At 52.8% G+C, this 19,119-nt stretch carries 15 protein-coding genes and 3 tRNA genes; 15 read left to right on the top strand and 3 right to left on the bottom strand.

Features of this window, described 5'->3' with window-relative positions; all coding sequences use genetic code 11:
* Positions 1 to 59 precede the first annotated feature (59 nt).
* The gene (locus DB48_RS17050) at positions 60 to 1,769 is read right to left on the bottom strand and encodes a S16 family serine protease (protein WP_041511382.1); all 1,710 of its coding nucleotides are present in this window, start codon (positions 1,767 to 1,769) and stop codon (positions 60 to 62) included.
* A 397-nt stretch (positions 1,770 to 2,166) separates the two neighbouring features.
* Here DB48_RS17050 and DB48_RS17045 point away from each other — a divergent pair, with 397 nt between their 5' ends.
* The 15 genes from DB48_RS17045 (at position 2,167) to rplY (ending at position 16,245) form a co-directional block, all read left to right on the top strand.
* Positions 2,167 to 2,835: a GntR family transcriptional regulator gene (locus tag DB48_RS17045; protein WP_041511381.1), complete on the top strand. Its 669-nt coding sequence runs from the start codon at positions 2,167 to 2,169 to the stop codon at positions 2,833 to 2,835.
* Positions 2,836 to 2,847: 12 nt separating this feature from the next.
* A complete protein-coding gene (prpB, locus tag DB48_RS17040; protein WP_041511380.1) occupies positions 2,848 to 3,726 on the top strand; it encodes a methylisocitrate lyase in 879 nt (292 codons plus the stop codon).
* A 101-nt stretch (positions 3,727 to 3,827) separates the two neighbouring features.
* A complete protein-coding gene (gene prpC / locus DB48_RS17035) occupies positions 3,828 to 4,952 on the top strand; it encodes a bifunctional 2-methylcitrate synthase/citrate synthase (RefSeq protein WP_041511379.1) in 1,125 nt (374 codons plus the stop codon).
* A 128-nt stretch (positions 4,953 to 5,080) separates the two neighbouring features.
* On the top strand, positions 5,081 to 7,669 hold the full coding sequence (acnD, locus tag DB48_RS17030) for a Fe/S-dependent 2-methylisocitrate dehydratase AcnD (protein ID WP_041511378.1): 2,589 nt from the start codon (positions 5,081 to 5,083) through the stop codon (positions 7,667 to 7,669).
* Between the two features lie 56 nt (positions 7,670 to 7,725).
* On the top strand, positions 7,726 to 8,895 hold the full coding sequence (gene prpF, locus DB48_RS17025; RefSeq protein ID WP_041511377.1) for a 2-methylaconitate cis-trans isomerase PrpF: 1,170 nt from the start codon (positions 7,726 to 7,728) through the stop codon (positions 8,893 to 8,895).
* Between the two features lie 292 nt (positions 8,896 to 9,187).
* On the top strand, positions 9,188 to 9,832 hold the full coding sequence (gene uvrY, locus DB48_RS17020; protein ID WP_041407121.1) for a UvrY/SirA/GacA family response regulator transcription factor: 645 nt from the start codon (positions 9,188 to 9,190) through the stop codon (positions 9,830 to 9,832).
* Positions 9,833 to 9,862: 30 nt separating this feature from the next.
* Positions 9,863 to 11,692: an excinuclease ABC subunit UvrC gene (gene uvrC, locus DB48_RS17015; protein WP_041511376.1), complete on the top strand. Its 1,830-nt coding sequence runs from the start codon at positions 9,863 to 9,865 to the stop codon at positions 11,690 to 11,692.
* Between the two features lie 47 nt (positions 11,693 to 11,739).
* The gene (gene pgsA / locus DB48_RS17010; protein WP_041511375.1) at positions 11,740 to 12,297 is read left to right on the top strand and encodes a CDP-diacylglycerol--glycerol-3-phosphate 3-phosphatidyltransferase; all 558 of its coding nucleotides are present in this window, start codon (positions 11,740 to 11,742) and stop codon (positions 12,295 to 12,297) included.
* Between the two features lie 140 nt (positions 12,298 to 12,437).
* Positions 12,438 to 12,513 (top strand) — tRNA-Gly (locus DB48_RS17005).
* 12 nt (positions 12,514 to 12,525) lie between these two features.
* Positions 12,526 to 12,599 (top strand) — tRNA-Cys (locus DB48_RS17000).
* 39 nt (positions 12,600 to 12,638) lie between these two features.
* Positions 12,639 to 12,725 (top strand) — tRNA-Leu (locus DB48_RS16995).
* Positions 12,726 to 13,066: 341 nt separating this feature from the next.
* On the top strand, positions 13,067 to 13,633 hold the full coding sequence (locus DB48_RS16990) for a prepilin-type N-terminal cleavage/methylation domain-containing protein (RefSeq protein WP_041511374.1): 567 nt from the start codon (positions 13,067 to 13,069) through the stop codon (positions 13,631 to 13,633).
* Between the two features lie 152 nt (positions 13,634 to 13,785).
* Complete coding sequence (locus DB48_RS16985) at positions 13,786 to 15,162, top strand: L,D-transpeptidase family protein (protein WP_041511373.1); 1,377 nt, start codon at positions 13,786 to 13,788, stop codon at positions 15,160 to 15,162.
* A 110-nt stretch (positions 15,163 to 15,272) separates the two neighbouring features.
* Positions 15,273 to 15,821 carry a DUF882 domain-containing protein gene (locus DB48_RS16980; protein WP_041511372.1) on the top strand — a complete coding sequence of 183 codons (549 nt, stop codon included), beginning with the start codon at positions 15,273 to 15,275 and terminating at the stop codon, positions 15,819 to 15,821.
* 136 nt (positions 15,822 to 15,957) lie between these two features.
* Positions 15,958 to 16,245, top strand: a complete 288-nt coding sequence (gene rplY, locus DB48_RS16975; RefSeq protein WP_041511371.1) for a 50S ribosomal protein L25 — start codon at positions 15,958 to 15,960, stop codon at positions 16,243 to 16,245.
* 50 nt (positions 16,246 to 16,295) lie between these two features.
* Here rplY and DB48_RS16970 read toward each other — a convergent pair whose 3' ends face one another.
* Positions 16,296 to 17,828: a SpoVR family protein gene (locus DB48_RS16970; protein WP_041511370.1), complete on the bottom strand. Its 1,533-nt coding sequence runs from the start codon at positions 17,826 to 17,828 to the stop codon at positions 16,296 to 16,298.
* Positions 17,829 to 17,836: 8 nt separating this feature from the next.
* Positions 17,837 to 19,105 carry a YeaH/YhbH family protein gene (locus DB48_RS16965; protein WP_041511369.1) on the bottom strand — a complete coding sequence of 423 codons (1,269 nt, stop codon included), beginning with the start codon at positions 19,103 to 19,105 and terminating at the stop codon, positions 17,837 to 17,839.
* Between the last annotated feature and the right edge of the window lie 14 nt (positions 19,106 to 19,119).

Raw genomic sequence — 19,119 nt, 5'->3', positions numbered from 1 at the left:
TCACTCTAGCAATTTGAGTCGCCAAGGTTAGCTAACACGTGTACGCCAAACAACTCCGATCAGCTAGAAAGTTTCAGTTTCTGGAGCAAGTTGGCAAAAAAAGATCGCTCTTCATCGGGATAACCCGCGAGTCCTTCTAATCGCGCCTGCACCATGCCATATAGGCTTTCCTCGGGGAATTGGCCATTGTCATCGCGGCTGCCGGCGGGTTTGTTCATCAAGATGGCCACGGCCTGGTCGGTATGCTCGACTTGGTACAGGTGAAACTCTTTTGCCTCTACGGCGGCGATGACCGCAGGGGCCAGATTGAGTTGCTGAACGTTGGAGGCGGGGATGATCACCCCCTGAGTTCCCGTGAGGCCACGACGTTGACATAGATCGAAGAAGCCTTCGATCTTCTCGTTGACGCCGCCGATGGCTTGCACCTGACCAAACTGATCTATCGCGCCGGTTGCGGCGATACCTTGGTCAATCGGCTGCTCGGCAATAGCCGACATCAGGGCGCAGTACTCCGCAAGCGAGGCGCTGTCGCCATCGATCTCCTGGTAAGACTGCTCGAACACTATGTTGGCATTAAGGTGCAATGGTGCATCTTTACCGAAGATACGGTAGAGGCAGGAGGTGAGGATCATCAAGCCCTTGGCGTGTATGTTGCCACCCAGCTCTACCTTACGTTCGATATCGGCCACTTCACCGTCACCATAGTGCACGGCGGCGGTGATCCTCGCAGGTTCACCATAGGTATATTCGGCGGCGTCTAACACGGTCAGGCCGTTGATCTGGCCAATCATGGCGCCTTTGGTCGGTAGGTTAATAAAGTTATCATCGAAACTTTGTGCCGACAGGCTCTGAGACGCATTGTGGCGAGCCTGGTGTCTGGCGAGGGCCAGAGTGACACTGTCACCATTTAACGCCTTGCTGTTGCCGTAGAGGCTGGCCTGAACCATAAGCTGGCTTATTCCTTGAGTCTCCAGGCTCAGATGGCGTTGATGCTCGGCTAGGCGGGCACTGTGATTAAACAGTGGCGCCAAGGCCGATTGCGTTAAGGAGAGTCCATTGGCGTTAGCAATCTCCATCAGGTAATTGCCATAATCCAACTCGCTAAATTCATTGAGATCTATCTCATCCACTAATTCACCTAGCAGCGGAAAGGCTGCGGGAAAGTTGCGCTCTTCAAGGTAGCTGACACTATATAAGCTGCTACTGCCTACCAGAATGATCTTGCTGTGTAGGGGGATTGCTGGCCAGCCAGAGTGCAGCAGATACTCACCTGCGTGGGCGGCCTCCATCACCAATTCCCACAGCGCTTCGCGTTTCCACAGCGACTCGGCGCAGATAAACAGGTAATCGCAGTCGGCCAGGGCGCCGGGGTGATAGATATTTGGGTTATGACTATCGAGATGACCGATGAGATCCCGGCGTTTAATGGCGCCGCTCAAATAGCGATAAGGCTTGCCCGCCTGGCAAAGGCATTCTTCTCCAGCTTCAGTCTGCCATGCCAGGAGGGCATCCGGTGCCTGGCGATTAAGGTAGTGAGTGGGCCTGTTGCCTTGATAGTCAACTAATGCCTTTATCAACGCCAGCCTATCGATACCGCTTTGGTCGGCCAGGTACATATGTTGACTCTTTGCTTTAGCCAATAGGTTGAAGGCGTCTAGGGTGCGCTCCTGGCCGAGGAGGCGACTGTGAAGATTTGGCTTAAGCTGGTCAACCTGGGGTAAGTCAAATTGGGGCGATAAAGCGGTGGCGTCGATGGAATGTGGGATCATTTCTGGGGTGAATTATTGAAACATGGGCTGATGTTAGCACAGATTAGCCAAGGCTCGATCTTTGTTTCGAGTAGAGATTCCTAAGGTTTCACTTGGTTGTGGTGATTTGTCGACAATCTTAGTGGATTTACTTGGAGGCTGTCGTTAGCCAACACCCATGCTCAAGTGCGCGTGCGAGTCGATATAACGGGTCGATTAGCTTGCACGGTTTAAATCTATATGACGGTTTAATGACCTGCTTCCGGGATGATTTCTCTCTTACTTTGTATCGAATTCGTTACGACTTTAGTCGAAAAACAAGCCTTTTTGTCGACAATTTTATGTGTTTGGCTTGAGAAAGGTGAATTTGGCGGCTATATTGTCGACAACTAATTGTTTGACGGCGATCACAATAATCATGACCCGATACAGCCAAACGCCCGTGACCACGGCAGATAAAACCTTCTATCAACTCAGGCAAGACATTGTTGAAGGAGTGATAGCGGCGGGCGCTAAGCTGAGCGAGACAGAATTGTCGACAACTTATGGCGTTAGCCGGGCTGTGATCCGCGAGGCGATCAATCGTCTCGAATCTTGTCATATCGTCGAGCGCCGCGCCAACGTAGGGGCCAGAGTGGTGGCCTTGAGCGAGGAGGGGCTTCTCGCCCTGTATGAGATCCGTGAATCCCTAGAGGGCATGGCGGCGCGCCTGGCGGCGAAGAACATGAGTGATGAAGAGATAGCCGAGCTCGAAGCCCTGCTTATCAGCCACTTTCAAGACGTCAAACAAGGTGAGTCCTATTACCAAGAGGCCGGCGATGTGGATTTTCATTACCGCATCATATTGGGCAGCAAGAATAAGCATCTTATCTCTATGCTGTTCGACGGCATCTACCATCTGGTGCGTATGTACCGCGTACAGCTTGGCATGGCGGGCCCCAGAGTCACTACCGCCTACGATGAGCACAGACACATAGTGCAGGCGATCGCCAATCGTGATCAGGAGCTGGCCGAGATGCTGATGCGCAGACATATCACCTATTCAAGAAACAACATCAGAAACAAACTCTCATCAATTCAGTCATAAGAGGAAGCGAGCATGAGCGCAGGAAAGAAATTCCGTCAGGCCTTGGCCGACAATAAGCCGTTACAGATTGTCGGTACCATTAATGCCTACACGGCCATGATGGCCAAGCAGATCGGCCACAAGGCCATCTATCTCTCAGGCGGCGGGGTGGCAAACGCCTCTTATGGTCTGCCCGATCTGGGGATGACCTCGTTAAATGACGTGATTGCGGATGTGCAGCGTATCACCTCGGCCTGCGATCTGCCGCTACTGGTGGATATCGATACTGGCTGGGGCGGGGCATTTAACATCGCCAAGACCATCAAGGACATGGAAAAGGCCGGTGCGGCGGCCGTACACATGGAAGACCAGGTGGCTCAGAAACGTTGTGGTCATCGCCCTAACAAAGAGATCGTCTCGGTTGACGAGATGGTCGATCGCATCAAGGCGGCGGTAGATGCGCGCACAGACCCAGACTTCTTCATCATGGCGCGTACCGATGCGTTCGCCCAGGAAGGCCTAGAGGCGGCCATCGAACGTGCCAAGGCCTATGTGGCTGCCGGCGCCGACGGTATCTTTGCCGAGGCAGTTAAAACAGAGGAGCATTACCGCGCCTTCGCCGAGGCCTTAGATGTGCCCATCCTGGCTAATATCACCGAATTTGGTCAGACAGAGCTGTGGAATCGCGAGCAGCTGGGACAGTGGGGCGCCGCCATGGTGCTCTACCCGCTAAGTGCCTTTAGAGCCATGAATAAGGCGGCGGAGAATGTTTATCAGACCATTCTGCGCGACGGCGACCAGAAGGCGGTACTCGATACCATGCAGACCCGTATGGAGCTGTATGACTATCTCGGTTATCACGACTACGAGCAGAAGCTCGACAGCCTGTTTGCCGAAGGTAAGAACAAGTAACACCTAAGGGCCCGCCTAAGGTGGGCCAAATTGACAGTATACCCCCTACAACCTAGATGATGCAGTACTAGGGATAGACAAAAATATAATAGGAAGACGTTATGGTAGATAAAAAATTAGGCGGCGCCGGACTACGTGGACAGAGTGCGGGCGAAACAGCGTTATGTACAGTGGGCAAATCAGGCTCAGGCTTAACCTATTGTGGTTACGATGTCTCGGATCTGGCCGACAACGCCACCTTCGAAGAGGTTGCATACCTACTCTTTAATGGCGAACTGCCCAATGCGGCCCAGCTCGATGCTTATAAGAGCGAGCTGATGTCGATGCGCGACCTGCCGCAGACTCTGAAAGAGGTGCTGCAGCGTATTCCGGCCGATGCACATCCAATGGACGTGATGCGTACCGGCTGTTCTTTCCTGGGTAACCTGGAGCCAGAAACGGATTTCAGCCAGCAGCATAAAGCGGCTAACCGTCTGCTAGCGGCGTTCCCTGCCATCATGTGTTACTGGTATCGTTTCAGTCACGACGGCGTCGAGATCGACTGTGTGACCGATGAAGATTCGCTAGGCGGTCACTTCCTTAAGTTACTGAACGGCAAGACGCCTTCGGATCAACATCGCCGCGTGATGGATGTGTCGTTGATTCTGTATGCTGAGCATGAGTTCAACGCCTCAACCTTCACCGCGCGCGTCTGTGCCTCGACGCTGTCTGACATGTTCTCTTGCATTACTGGTGCTATCGGCTCGTTGCGCGGCCCACTACACGGTGGTGCTAACGAGGCGGCGATGGAGATGATCCAGAAGTTCAGCTCGCCAGAAGATGCCAAGGTGCAGATGGCGGGTATGCTGGAACGCAAAGAGAAGATCATGGGCTTTGGTCATGCCATCTATCGCGAATCAGACCCACGTAACGTGATCATCAAGGCCTGGTCTGAAAAGCTGGCCAAAGAGTTCGGTGATACCTCTCTGTATGACATCTCTGTGGCTTGTGAAGAGTATATGTGGGATACCAAGAAGCTGTTCTGCAACGCCGATTTCTTCCACGCGTCTGCCTACCACTTCATGGGGATCCCGACTAAGTTGTTTACCCCTATCTTTGTCTGCTCGCGTTTAACTGGCTGGGCGGCTCACGTGATGGAGCAGCGCGCTAACAACCGCATCATCAGACCGAGTGCGGATTATATCGGTTCTGCGCCGCGCAAAGTGGTGCCTATTAGTGAAAGATAATTGACCATCTCAAGATGGTCGCGACTGACACGCTACAAAAGATAGGCCCATTTATCAGCCCCGGCGCCTTAAGGTCTGGGGCTGACTCAATGTGGTCGCGTTAACTCATACATAGCTTGGATGATCCTATGAACTCTCTACACCGTAAACCGCTTCCCGGCAGCGCGCTCGACTATTTCGATACCCGCAGCGCCGTCGAAGCCCTGAGCGCCGGTGCCTATGACAAATTGCCCTATACCGCTAAGGTGCTGGCTGAAAACCTAGTAAGGCGCTGCGAACCCGAACTGCTAAATGATGCCCTAAGCCAACTCATCGAGCGTAAGCGCGATCTCGACTTCCCCTGGTATCCGGCGCGCGTGGTGTGCCACGACATTCTCGGCCAGACCGCACTGGTGGATCTCGCGGGTCTGCGTGATGCCATCGCCGACAAGGGCGGCGATCCCGCCAAGGTCAACCCTGTAGTACCGACTCAGCTGATTGTCGATCACTCTCTGGCGGTAGAGCATGCAGGTTTCGAAAAAGATGCCTTCGAGAAGAACCGCGCCATCGAAGACAGACGCAACGAAGACAGATTTCACTTCATCAACTGGACCAAGACGGCCTTTAAAAATGTCGATGTGATCCAGCCCGGTAACGGCATCATGCACCAGATCAACCTGGAGAAGATGTCTCCCGTGATCCAGGCGCGTGACGGCGTAGCCTTCCCCGACACCTTGGTGGGTACCGACAGCCACACTCCACACGTAGACGCCCTGGGCGTTATCGCCATCGGCGTGGGCGGCCTGGAAGCCGAGAACGTCATGTTGGGCCGCCCATCTTACATGCGTCTGCCGGATATCGTCGGTGTCGAGCTGACCGGCAAGCGTCAGAGCGGCATCACGGCGACGGATATCGTGTTGGCCCTGACCGAATTTTTACGTAAGGAGAAGGTGGTTTCTGCCTATCTCGAATTCTTCGGCGAAGGCGCTGCAGATCTTACCCTTGGAGATCGCGCCACCATCTCCAACATGACGCCTGAATTTGGCGCCTCGGCGGGCATGTTCTATATCGACCAGCAGACCATCGACTATCTCACCATCACAGGCCGTGACAGCGAGCAGGTTAAGCTGGTGGAAAACTACGCCAAGACCACAGGCCTATGGGCCGATAGCCTCAAAGACGCCGAGTATGAAAGGGTACTGACCTTCGATCTCTCCAGTGTAGTGCGTAACATAGCCGGTCCTTCGAATCCGCATCGCCGGGTGGCCACCAGTGAGCTGGCCAGCCAAGGCATTGCGGGCGTGGTCGAGCAGGATGAGAAGCTGATGCCTGATGGCGCGGTGATCATCGCCGCCATCACCAGCTGTACCAACACCAGTAACCCAAGAAACGTGATTGCCGCGGGCTTGCTCGCCAAGAAGGCCAACGAGATGGGCCTAGTGCGCAAGCCCTGGGTGAAAACCTCCTTTGCCCCAGGCTCTAAGGTGGCCGAGCTTTACCTTAAGGATGCCGGGCTACTGCCTGAGCTGGAGCAACTGGGTTTCGGTATCGTCGGTTTTGCCTGTACCACCTGTAACGGCATGAGCGGCGCGCTGGATCCTGTTATCCAGCAAGAGGTGATCGACAGAGACCTCTATGCCACCGCCGTGCTGTCGGGTAACCGTAACTTCGACGGCCGCATCCACCCTTATGCTAAGCAGGCGTTCCTGGCCTCGCCGCCATTGGTGGTAGCTTATGCCATCGCAGGCACCATCAGATTCGATATCGAGAAAGATATCTTAGGTCATGATGCCAAGGGCGAGCCGATTCGTCTCAAAGATATCTGGCCGAGCGATGAGGAGATCGACGCTATCGTCAAGGCGAGCGTGAAGCCGCAGCAATTTAGGGATATCTATACCCCAATGTTCGACTTGGCGGTGGACTATGGCGAAAATGTCAATCCGCTGTACGACTGGCGTCCACAGAGTACCTATATTCGTCGTCCGCCATATTGGGAAGGCGCATTGGCCGGTGAGCGAACCCTCAAGGGGATGCGTCCGCTGGCGGTGCTGGGCGATAACATCACCACAGATCACCTCTCGCCCTCAAACGCCATCTTGGCCAGCAGTGCTGCAGGTGAGTATCTGGCCAAGATGGGACTGCCGGAAGTCGACTTTAATTCCTACGCGACTCACAGGGGCGATCACCTCACCGCTCAGCGCGCGACCTTTGCTAACCCTAAGCTGATTAACGAGATGGCGCTGGTGGACGGCGAAGTGAAGCAAGGCTCACTGACTCGTCTCGAGCCAGAAGGTGAGGTGATGCGCATGTGGGAGGCGATTGAGACCTATATGGATCGTAAGCAGCCGCTGATCATTATCGCAGGCGCCGACTATGGTCAGGGTTCTTCCCGCGACTGGGCAGCCAAAGGGGTGCGATTGGCCGGTGTTGAGGCGATCGTCGCCGAAGGGTTCGAGCGTATCCACCGTACTAACCTGGTGGGGATGGGCGTGCTACCGCTGGAGTTCAAGGCCGGTGAGAACCGCGCCACCTATGGCATCGATGGCAGCGAGACCTTCGATGTGATCGGTGAGCCAACGCCGAGAGCGGATCTGACTGTAGTGATCACCCGTCAAAACGGTGAGCGCGTCGAGGTGCCTGTGACCTGTCGCTTAGATACGGCCGACGAGGTGCTGGTCTATCAGGCGGGCGGCGTGTTGCAGCGCTTCGCGCAGGATTTTCTCGAAGCGAATGCCTAAGGCAGTCATAGCGGGTAGGGCAGATGTGTTCTGCCCGTTTTTTTAAGGATAAGCCAATGAAACAGATGAAAATTCCGGCAACCTATATGCGCGGCGGCACCAGCAAGGGGGTCTTTTTTGCTTTAACGGATCTGCCGAAAAATGCTCAGGAGCCGGGCCCGGCCCGTGATGCCCTGCTGCTGCGGGTGATAGGTAGTCCAGATCCCTATGGCAAGCAGACAGACGGCATGGGCGGCGCCACATCCAGCACCAGTAAGACGGTGATTCTGGCTAAGAGCCGGCGCGATGACCATGATGTCGATTACCTCTTCGGTCAGGTGGCCATAGACAAACCCTTCGTCGACTGGAGCGGTAACTGCGGCAACCTGACGGCGGCGGTTGGCGCCTTTGCCATCAGTCAGGGGCTGGTGGATAAGGCTAAGCTTCCTGAAAATGGTATCGCGGTGGTGCGGATCTGGCAGGCCAACATCAGCAAGACTATCATCGCCCATGTGCCTATGGTGGACGGCGAGGTGCAGGAGCTGGGCGATTTTGAGCTCGATGGCGTGACCTTCCCGGCCGCCGAGGTGCTGGTGGAATTTGTCGACCCAGCAGACGGTGAGGGGGATATGTTCCCCACCGGTAACCTGGTCGATAAGCTTGAGGTGCCGGGTGAGCCGGTTTTCGATGCGACATTCATCAATGCCGGTATCCCAACTATCTTTCTCAAGGCGGAGCAGATCGGTTACCAGGGCACCGAACTTCAGGAGGCGATCAATGGTGATGCGGCAGCGCTTGAGCGTTTCGAAACCATACGTGCACACGGCGCCCTCAAGATGGGGCTGATAAAGTCGCTCGACGAGGCGGCGGGTCGTCAGCACACGCCCAAGATAGCCTTTGTTGCGCCGGCTAAGGCCTATACCTCCTCCAGCGGCAAGGCGATTGCGGCAGATGAGATCGATCTGCACGTGCGCGCCCTGTCTATGGGTAAGCTGCATCATGCCATGATGGGCACCGCAGCGGTGGCTATTGGCACGGCGGCTTCGATTCCCGGCACCTTAGTGAATCAGGCGGCTGGCGGTCAGGCTCGTGAGAGCGTGCGTTTTGGCCATCCCTCTGGCACCCTCAAGGTGGGAGCCAAAGCCAGTGAACAGGCAGGCAAGTGGCAGGTCGAAAAGGTCAGCATGAGCCGTAGCGCCCGCGTCTTGATGCAGGGCTGGGTCTGTGTCCCTGAGTCGTTAGGCTAGCGGCCTGCTGAGTCGATAAATTGAGTTGTTAAAAAAGGATGCTACGGCATCCTTTCTCGTTTCTATGGGCTAGCGCATTAATGCTTTAGTATGATTGGGCGTCGAGGGCTGTGGAACGAGTGCTATAATTGTGGCTTAAGCTTTGCTGCGGATAAAAATAGTTCACTTATAATTCATATGCTTAGTTGAACTTAATTTCCGCTTTCTTCTTTATCTCATTTGGGATAAATTACCAAGTGTTGCCGACATGCCGTACATGTGGGCCGAGTATTCGCTGAAGGGTAGATTCACGTTGATTTCCGTATTTTTAGTTGATGACCATGAGTTAGTGAGAACAGGCATCCGCCGCATCCTGGAGGATGAGCGCGGTATCAAGGTTGTCGGTGAAGCAGGGGATGGCGAATCTGCCGTGCAGTGGTGCCGCAATAACGAGGCCGATGTGATCCTGATGGACATGAATATGCCTGGCATAGGCGGACTCGAGGCGACACGCAAGATCTTACGCTATCAGTCCCATGCCAAGATCATCGTCCTGACCATACATACCGAAGATCCTTTCCCGACTAAGGTGATGCAGGCCGGTGCCTCAGGCTATCTAACCAAGGGGGCAACGCCACCCGAGGTGATACAGGCGATTCGTCAGGTGGCCCATGGTCAGCGCTATCTGTCACCTGAGATCGCTCAGCAGATGGCGCTAAGTCAGTTTAATCAGTCGGAAGATAACCCGTTTAAGTCGCTGTCTGAACGTGAATTGCAGATCATGATGATGATCACCAATGGCGAACGGGTCAGTGACATCTCCGAGCAGCTCAACCTGAGTCCCAAGACGGTCAACAGCTATCGATATCGTTTATTTGCCAAGCTTGGGATCAGTGGCGATGTCGAGCTGACCAGGCTGGCGATCCGTTATAAGATGTTGGATACTGGCCAATTCTAATTTGTTAACCTGCGCGATGATGGGCTCGATGTGACAGACAGCTTCAATGCGACCCAATTTTTAAAAACCGTTTCTTCCTCCGCCGGCGTCTACCGCATGTATGACGCCGACGGTGTCGTCATCTATGTGGGTAAGGCTAAAGATCTCAAGAAACGCCTAAGCTCCTATTTCAGACGTAATCTCCCTAATGTAAAGACCCAGGCGCTGGTCTCTCACATCGCCAACATCGATGTGACCCTGACCCCCAGCGAGACAGATGCACTGATCCTGGAAAACGATTACATCAAGCAGTACATGCCCAGATACAATGTGCTGCTCAGAGACGATAAGTCTTACCCCTATATCTTCTTGAGTGGCCATCGACATCCAAGACTGGCCTATCACCGTGGGCCTCAGCGGGAGAAGGGCCAGTATTTTGGGCCCTATCCTAACGGCGGCGCGGTGAGAGAGAGCCTGCATCTGATGCAGAAGCTGTTTCCTATCCGTCAATGCGACGATCTTTACTATAAGGCGCGATCTCGTCCCTGCCTGCAATATCAAATCGCCCGCTGTAGCGCCCCCTGTGTGGGTAAGATAAGCGATGAGGATTACGGCGAGCAGGTGAAGTTGGCGAGCCTGTTTCTGCGGGGTAAGGATCAGCAGGTGATCGCCACCTTAGTAGCTAAGATGGAACAGGCGGCGATGGCGCTCGATTATGAAGAAGCCGCCCGTTATCGTGACCAAATAAGTGCGCTGCGCCGCGTCGCCGAGCAGCAGGAGGTCTCCAGCGATTCCGGTGATATGGATGTGATTGGCGCCTACTATGCGTCGGGGATCGCTTGTTTTCATCTGCTGTTTATTCGCAGCGGTAAGATCTTTGGTAGTCGCAGCTATTATCCGAGTGTGCCCGACGAGACTGAGGTCAGCGAGGTACTGCGCGCCTTCATGTTGCAGTTTTATCTGAATCTCGACAGCCAGCGCACCCTGCCACGGGAGATAGTGGTCAGTCACGAGTTTGAAGATATTCATGAGCTCGAAGACGCGATAGCTCAGGCTTCTAACAAGCGTCTGCTGATCAAGACCAAGGTGCGTAGCGAGCGCGCCAGTTTCTTGCGTATCGCCGATGCCAACGCCAAAAATGCGGTTGAGACGCGGCTATCTCATCAAAATACCGTCGAAGAGCGCTTCCTATTGCTGGAAGAAGCGCTGGAGCAGAGCCAGGCGATCAATCGAATGGAATGTTTCGATATCAGCCATACCATGGGCGAGAGCACGGTTGCCTCCTGTGTGGTCTTTAATCGCGAAGGTCCGGCCAAGGGGGAATATCGTCGTTATAATATTAATGGCATCACCCCGGGAGATGATTATGCGGCGATGAAACAGGCGATCGGCCGCCGCTTCGACAAGATAGAGGCAGACGGTAAGATACCCGATATCCTGTTTATCGATGGGGGTATGGGGCAGCTGAGAATTGCCCAGAAGGTGGTGAATGAAAAGTTTGCCCATCTGGATGTGGCGCCGACACTCATCGGCGTGGCCAAGGGGGAGGGGCGTAAGCCCGGACTCGAAACCCTCATCTATGGGGAAAACGAGGTGGCCTTTAGTTTGCCGGCAGATTCAGGTGCGCTGCACCTGATTCAACACATTCGCGATGAGTCGCACCGTTTTGCCATCACAGGCCATCGTAACAAACGTCAGAAGACGCGTAATACCTCGACACTCGAGTCTATCCCGGGCGTCGGACCAAAGCGTCGGAAGGCGCTGCTGCAATACCTCGGGGGATTACAGCAAGTTAAGGGAGCCAGCGTAGCGCAGTTGTCTAAAGTGCCGGGCATTAGCCTAGAAATGGCACAAACAATACATGATGCGTTGCGAGGGTGAGAAAATTAAGGCAAGATTGGCGCTGCTTTTAGATAATTGGTTTTCACATGCCGTTTAATGTACCGATAGCTCTCACATTTTTTAGATTAATATTACTACCTGTTTTTGTAGTGCTTTTTTACGTGCCCTATAGCTGGTCACCCTTTGCGGCAGCCTTCGTTTTCTGGCTGGCGGCGGTGACTGACGCATTAGATGGCTATGCGGCGCGAAAATTACAGCAATCGACTCGATTCGGTGCATTTTTGGACCCGGTGGCCGACAAGATCATGGTCACCACGGCGCTGGTTCTTTTGGTCGCCGAATATCAGAATATCTGGTTGACCTTGCCAGCACTGTTTATGATTGGCCGCGAGATAGTGATCTCAGCACTGCGTGAATGGATGGCCGAGATAGGGAAGCGCGGTGCGGTGGCTGTGTCCTGGATAGGTAAATATAAGACGGCGGCGCAGATGGTGGCCATCATAGGCCTGATCTGGAAGCCCAATGATTTTCTGACTTATACGGCTATGGCGCTGTTTTATGTGGCGGCTATCCTAACGTTTTGGTCTATGGTGAGCTACATTATGGCCGCCTGGGCAGATCTTACCGACGAATCGAACAATTAAAATGCAATGCGATCACTTAGTGTGCAAACAGTGCATTAAGGTGAAATAGGGCGTTGACACTTGAGGGTAAATCGGTAGAATGCCATTCCGCAGTCAGGGGAAACATTGGTAAGACGCTGACGCGAAATAAGATGAAATAGGCGACATTAGCTCAGTTGGTAGAGCGATACCTTGCCAAGGTATAGGTCATCGGTTCGAACCCGATATGTCGCTCCAATCTTAGCCTAAGGCGCGATGGCAGAATGGCTATGCTGCGGATTGCAAATCCGTCGATCTCGGTTCGACTCCGGGTCGCGCCTCCACTTTATGTTTTAGTGCAAGTATGCGGTAAAACACACTTTGCCCGAGTGGTGGAATTGGTAGACACAAGGGATTTAAAATCCCTCGCTGGTAACAGCGTGCCGGTTCAAGTCCGGCCTCGGGTACCATCATTTGATGACAAAAAGGCCTCAACGCAAGTTGGGGCCTTTTTGTTTGTGTGCAAACTCTATTTACCCTTTATAAATCATATGCCTATCTAACTTTTATCATGTGCTTGATGGGGGTTGGGTAAGTTTGGGAAGTTGCGAATAAGCCCCGAAGGGCGTGGCTTACAGGCCTATCTGCTGTGTTGTGCTTCTTGCAAAGGAATTGGGCCATTTGCCGTGAACCACGCCTGCATCCAGGTCTGTAAGCCGACGTAGAGCACACATGGGACCTGTTCGCATCTTTCTCAGTAATACAACGAACGAATTGTTTAATGGATCCATTATTAAGGTCGTGAATCGATATGCGTAAAATGAGCGGGTTTACCCTGATTGAGTTAGTCGTGGTGATTGTGGTGTTGGCTATTCTGGCGGTGGTTGCATTGCCCAGATTTGTGTCATTGAGCCAGGATGCCCATGACAGTGCGGCGAAGGGAGCATTTTCTTCCTTTACTTCAGGAGTGTCACTCTATCACAGTTGTTGGGCCGCTTCCGGGGCCAGCGGCCATGTGGTCGATCTAGCCTGCTTTGGCGACGGCACAATAGACTCGACCACCACAGGTTATCCATTGGGTAAGACGACGCAAACCGGCGGCAACAACGGTACCCAGTTGCAAGGTGATTTCTGTCGTCAGCTTTGGGAAGGTTTGTTAGATAACAGCGACCACCAGTTAGCATCTCATGATGACGCGTCATTTGGTGGTTCGACCGATATTATCTATTGGTACTCAGGTGGGGACCTAAGCCTCAGTAACACCTATTGTTACTTTAACTATATTCGTGACAACCGTGAAAAAGGGAACGAAAACTGGCAACTAAGGTATTACCCAGCTACGGGGAAAACCCTAATCACACGCTCTACCCTGAGTTGATAGCCCACTCCGCCCAGCATTAATTGCCGCTCTAATCCGCTGTATCAACATGCCCGGTTTGTATGGACCGGGCATTAGCTTATAAAAATTCCGTCTTTAGTCGCCTAGGTTGGCCTGAGATCTATGAGCCATAATTATCCAAGGAGGTGTTTATGGCTTTGAGACGCATTTTCATATTGCTTCTGCTGTGCTGGTCAAGCCTGGCTGTAGCCGACGAGCGACTCGCCGCGGCAAATCAGGCGTTGCTTAATCAGATTGAGGTGATTCATCTTGCCGATGCTTCCAGCGAGTTTGACCATTATCGTCAGCAGCTAGCGGCAGCGCTGCCGTTGCCCCCCGAAAAGCTCTATCCCATTGCAGAGGCGGCAGCCAAATTCTGGCAGCGTCAGGGTATACCGACCGGAAACTTTTCCTCTGAGCTTAAGGATCCCTTTGCCGCGGTGATCGCCAGCGAGCCCCAAGTGCCTGACTATCTGATGTTGAGTAATCGGGTGCGTTATCTGTTGTGGTTGGCCGGTCATGAATCATGGTCGCCGCTGGCCGTGGAAGGCTGGTTAAGGCTTGGCGATAGCCATAGGGCGATCCCTGAGATAAGAGCGCGCCTGCAGGCCCTTGGCGACTACCCCCAGGGCGATACCAGTGAGCAGTACTTTGATGAGACGTTAAAAGAGGCGCTGATTAAGTTTCAGACCCGCCACGGCCTCAAGCCCGATGCCATCATTGGCCCCGCCACCTTGGGTTGGCTTAATCGCACCCCAAGAGCGCGCGCGCAGCTGCTGGCGTTTAATTTTATTGGCCGGGCTAAATATCTTGCCGGCATAGGGGAGCGCTATCTGCTGATCAACATCCCCGCCTACGAGATGTGGCTGGTGGATGATAATCGCGTGGCACTTAAATCTAAGGTGATCGTCGGTAAGCCCTACCGTCCGACGCCCATTATCAGTGGTGAAATAAAAAATTTGGTACTCAATCCCAGTTGGCGGGTGCCCCGTCGCTTGTTAACCCATGATTTGCTGCCCAAGGTGAGGGAGGATGGCAGCTATATCAGCAGCCGAAATTTTGAGGTGTTTAACTACCAGGGAGAGCGTGTCATTAAGAGTGATGATGAGTGGCGCGACATCGCGAAGGGCAAATTTCCCTACCGTCTGGTGCAAAAGCCTGGAGTTGGCAATACGCTTGGGCGGTATAAGTTCTTCTTTCCGAATGAGTATAGCGTCTATCTCCATGACACCTCAGACAAGGCCTTGTTCCAACGTAGTGACAGGGCGCTGTCATCGGGATGCATTCGGGTAGAGAAAGTCGAACAGTTAGCCAACTGGATGGCCTCAAACCTAGTGCGAGATAAGCAGACCTGGGTGCGCATGCAAATTGAGCGAGATAAGACCCAATGGTTTGCCTTCGATGCTGGCCTGCCAATACATCTGGTGTATTGGACCTCGTGGCTGGACGGCGACAATGTTGCCCAGTTCAGGGACGACATATACAAAAAGAATCAAAATATTAGCCTGAGCCTTCAGGCAGCCAAATAGCCGCTAGCCCAGTGTTTATCAGGCTTAGGCATCAACTAACACTTGATCTCCCCGCTATTTAAGGTTAATTTGTCCGCTGTTTTGGTTAAAAAGTAAACGGTGGTGTTGATGTGACGATAGTTTGTCCTGCGCGTAGGCAGTTGTTATTAGGCCTAGGTGGTGTAGCAATGTTTTCTATGGTGCCGTCTAAAGCTCGAGCGAGCCGCTCGACACAAGGAGTAAGAGCCTTAGGGTTTTACAATCGACACACCGGAGAACGAGGGCAGGGAAGCTATTGGGTTGATGGTGATTATCAAACAAATACCTTGAATGATTTTAATCACCTATTGCGAGATCATCGTCAAAACGAAACGGCGCCCATGGATAAGCGTCTATTCGATCTACTGTTCTCGCTGAAGCAGACCTTACAGGTTGATGAAGACTTTCATGTGATCTCAGGTTATCGTTCGCCTAAGACCAACCAGATGCTGGCCAGTCGCAGCTCAGGTGTCGCGAAGAAGAGTTATCACATGAAGGGGATGGCGATGGACATCGCGTTGCCAGACGTCAATCTTAAAGATCTGCGTGATGCGGCGATCTCCCTTAAACTCGGTGGGGTAGGCTATTACCCAAGCTCGGGATTTGTGCACGTCGATACTGGCCCGGTCCGTACCTGGTAAGCTAAATGCCGGTGTTAACTCACTTAAGGTTTGTTAAAGCCGGATCACTGTGCTAATATTCGCCCGCTTTAAATGAGGTCATCGTTGGTCGAAAACGATGACCACCTATATTACTATTGATTTAAGTGAGTAAATTATGTCTTACACAATTACCGCACAAACCCGCACTGAAGTTGGGAAAGGTTCGAGCCGCCGCCTACGTCATGCTGGTAAAGTTCCTGCAGTTATCTATGGTGCGGGCAAAGAAGCCGTTTCTATCGAATTCGAACACCGTTCAATCATCAACATCCAAACTAACGATGATTTCTACAACAACGACATCACTATCGTTCTAGACGGTAAAGAAGTTAAAGTTCGTGTTCAAGCTATGCAACGTCACGCGTTCAAGCCTATGATCGAGCACGTGGATTTCAAATTCGCTTAATAGCGAGTCTGAAATAGAAAAAGCGCCCTGGTGGCGCTTTTTTTATGCCTCTAAGCCGCAGGTTCGGATTCCGAAAGCTTCTCCGGGCAGCTGGCAATCACTATTGGCTCGCCCTGTTCGTTGAGTTCCTCCAAGGTAACATTAAAGCCCCAAAGCCTGTGCAGGTGTTTGACCACCTCCTGGCAGCTTTTGTCCAGAGGAATGCGATTGATGGGGATGTAGCGTAGGGTCAAGGAGCGATCGCCAGAGATGGCCACGCTCTGCACCTGAATGTTGGGTTCAAGATTTGACAGATTGTACTGCTGTGACAGGGTCTGACGGATCTCCTGATAACCCAGGTCATCATGAATCGCCGAAATGCTGAGGTAGTTCTTCTTGTCATCGTCTAAGATGCTGAAAAACTTGAACTGACGAATGATGTTAGGCGACATATATTGGCTGATAAAGCTCTCGTCCTTAAAGTTTTCCATGGCAAAGTGCAGGGTATCTAGCCAGTTGCTACCGGCGATATCGGGAAACCAGCGTTTGTCCTCTTCTGTGGGGGACTCGCAGATACGTCGGATGTCGACAAACATATTAAAGCCCAAGGCATAGGGGTTGATCCCTGAATAGTAGGGGCTGTTATAGCTCGGCTGGGCGATCACATTGGTATGGTTTTTTAAAAACTCAATCATGAAACGGTCGGAGACCAGTCCCTCATCGTAGAGGTGATTGAGGATAGTGTAGTGCCAGAAGGTGGCCCAGCCTTCGTTCATCACCTGGGTCTGTCTCTGAGGATAGAAATACTGCCCCATCTTGCGTACGATCCGCACTATCTCCCGTTGCCAGGGCTCGAGCAGGGGCGCATTCTTTTCGATGAAGTAGAGAATATTCTCCTGGGGCTCGGCGGGAAAATTGGGCGCAGCCTGCTGTTTCTGGGTGTCAGGGGTAAGGGGTATGGTGCGCCAGAGATCGTTAACCTGGCTCTGCAGGTAAGCCTCACGTTCCTTCTGACGGACCTTTTCCTCTTTGAGAGAGATCTCGCTGGGGCGCTTATAACGATCCACACCATAGTTCATCAGGGCATGGCAGGAGTCCAATACCAGCTCTACCTGCTCCTCGCCGTAGCGTTCTTCGCACTCTCTGACATAGTTTTTGGCAAACACCAGATAGTCGATGATCGAGCTGGCGTCCGTCCAGGTCTTAAACAGATAGTTGCTCTTGAAGAAGCTGTTGTGGCCGAAACAGGCGTGGGCCATCACCAGCGCCTGCATGGTAATGGTGTTCTCCTCCATCAGGTAGGCGATGCAGGGATCTGAGTTGATCACTATCTCGTAGGCCAGGCCCATCTGGCCGCGCTTATAACCTTGCTCGGTTTCGATAAACTTCTTACCAAAAGACCAATGGGTATAGCCTATGGGCATGCCTATGCCCGCATAGGCATCCATCATCTGTTCGGCGGTGATCACCTCTATCTGGTTTTTATAGGTGTCAAGGCGGTAATGATCCGCCACGCGTTCGATCTCAGTGAGGTAAGTTTCCAATAGCTCGAAGGTCCAGTCTGGTCCATCATTTAATACAGTGAGCTTCTTTTTTGAACTCATAAGGCCCCCTAAACAGCTTGTTTCTTAAACAGTTCTCTAAATACAGGGTAAATGTCCTCGGCCTGCTTAATGTGCTGAACTGCAATATTGTCGTGAGTCTTTTGTAGTCCTTCATATTCGCGCCACAGAGTTTGATGGGCGCGGTTGGTGATCTCGATATAGCTAAAGTAACGCACCACGGGCAGTAGCTTGTGTTCCAGCAACTGCCGACAGGTGGGGGAGTCATCGGCCCAGTTATCACCATCTGATGCTTGGGCGGCATAGATGTTCCATTCACTCTCGGGGTAACGCTCTCGCTGGATCTCATGCATTAGCTTGAGGGCGCTGGAGACTATGGTGCCACCGGTTTCCTGGGAGTAGAAAAACTCGTGCTCGTCCACCTCTTTCGCCTGAGTGTGGTGTCGGATATAAACCACCTCCAGATTCTTATAGGTACGGGTAAGAAACAGGTAGAGCAAGATATAGAAGCGTTTGGCCATGTCTTTGGTGGCCTGATCCATGGAGCCAGACACATCCATGAGACAAAACATCACCGCCTGGCTCGAGGGCACCTCGCGTTTGGCGAAGTTGTTGTACCTGAGATCGAAGGTGTCGATGAAGGGTACCTTAGCGATCTTCGCCTCTAGCTCTGCTATCTGCTCTTTCAGGGCGATGATCTTTTCAGCTTCCGAGCCGGGAGTCTGCTCAAGGGCCTCTAGCTCCGCCTTGAGCTCATTCAGTAGCGCCTTCTTAGAGGAGGACATGGCGATTCGACGGGCCAGTGATGAGCGTAGCGAGCGAATGATGTTGATGTTGGCCGGCACGCCATCATTGGTAAAACCGGCGCGATAGGTTTGGTACTCTACTAGCTTGTTGAGGCGATTGCGCTGCAGGTTTGGCAGTTCCAGATCTTCAAATAGCAACTCGAGGTATTCATCTTTAGAGATCTGAAACACGAAGTCATCTTGGCCTTCACCGGAATTGGACGCATCTCCCTGACCGCTGCCTTGGCCGCCACCTTGGGGGGGACGTTCAACCTTGTCGCCGCGGGAGAATTGATCGTTGCCTGGGTGAACGCGCTCGCGCATGCCGCCCTGTCCCTGATGAAAGGTTGGCTCGCTGATATCCCTAGTCGGGATACTGATCTTCTCGCCTTTATCTATGTCGGTCACGCTGCGTCTGGTCACGGCGTCACTGACGGCCTTCTTGATTTGTTGCTTATAGCGGTTGATAAAACGTTGACGATTGACTGTACTCTTTCCCTTAGTATTCAATCTTCTATCGATAAAATTAGCCATGCGCACCTCCCAAG

The organism is Shewanella sp. cp20 (assembly GCF_000832025.1).
Lineage (GTDB): Bacteria > Pseudomonadota > Gammaproteobacteria > Enterobacterales > Shewanellaceae > Shewanella.
This window is presented reverse-complemented; position numbering and strand designations above follow the sequence as displayed.

What these genes read in the sequence shown, in the direction of transcription:
- DB48_RS17050 (WP_041511382.1), bottom strand. Translation starts at nt 1,769, where the DNA reads ATGATCCCACATTCCATCGACGCCACCGCTTTATCGCCCCAATTTGAC.
- DB48_RS17045 (WP_041511381.1), top strand. Translation starts at nt 2,167, where the DNA reads ATGACCCGATACAGCCAAACGCCCGTGACCACGGCAGATAAAACCTTC.
- prpB (WP_041511380.1), top strand. Translation starts at nt 2,848, where the DNA reads ATGAGCGCAGGAAAGAAATTCCGTCAGGCCTTGGCCGACAATAAGCCG.
- prpC (WP_041511379.1), top strand. Translation starts at nt 3,828, where the DNA reads ATGGTAGATAAAAAATTAGGCGGCGCCGGACTACGTGGACAGAGTGCG.
- acnD (WP_041511378.1), top strand. Translation starts at nt 5,081, where the DNA reads ATGAACTCTCTACACCGTAAACCGCTTCCCGGCAGCGCGCTCGACTAT.
- prpF (WP_041511377.1), top strand. Translation starts at nt 7,726, where the DNA reads ATGAAACAGATGAAAATTCCGGCAACCTATATGCGCGGCGGCACCAGC.
- pgsA (WP_041511375.1), top strand. Translation starts at nt 11,740, where the DNA reads ATGCCGTTTAATGTACCGATAGCTCTCACATTTTTTAGATTAATATTA.
- DB48_RS16990 (WP_041511374.1), top strand. Translation starts at nt 13,067, where the DNA reads ATGCGTAAAATGAGCGGGTTTACCCTGATTGAGTTAGTCGTGGTGATT.
- DB48_RS16985 (WP_041511373.1), top strand. Translation starts at nt 13,786, where the DNA reads ATGGCTTTGAGACGCATTTTCATATTGCTTCTGCTGTGCTGGTCAAGC.
- rplY (WP_041511371.1), top strand. Translation starts at nt 15,958, where the DNA reads ATGTCTTACACAATTACCGCACAAACCCGCACTGAAGTTGGGAAAGGT.
- DB48_RS16970 (WP_041511370.1), bottom strand. Translation starts at nt 17,828, where the DNA reads ATGAGTTCAAAAAAGAAGCTCACTGTATTAAATGATGGACCAGACTGG.
- DB48_RS16965 (WP_041511369.1), bottom strand. Translation starts at nt 19,105, where the DNA reads ATGGCTAATTTTATCGATAGAAGATTGAATACTAAGGGAAAGAGTACA.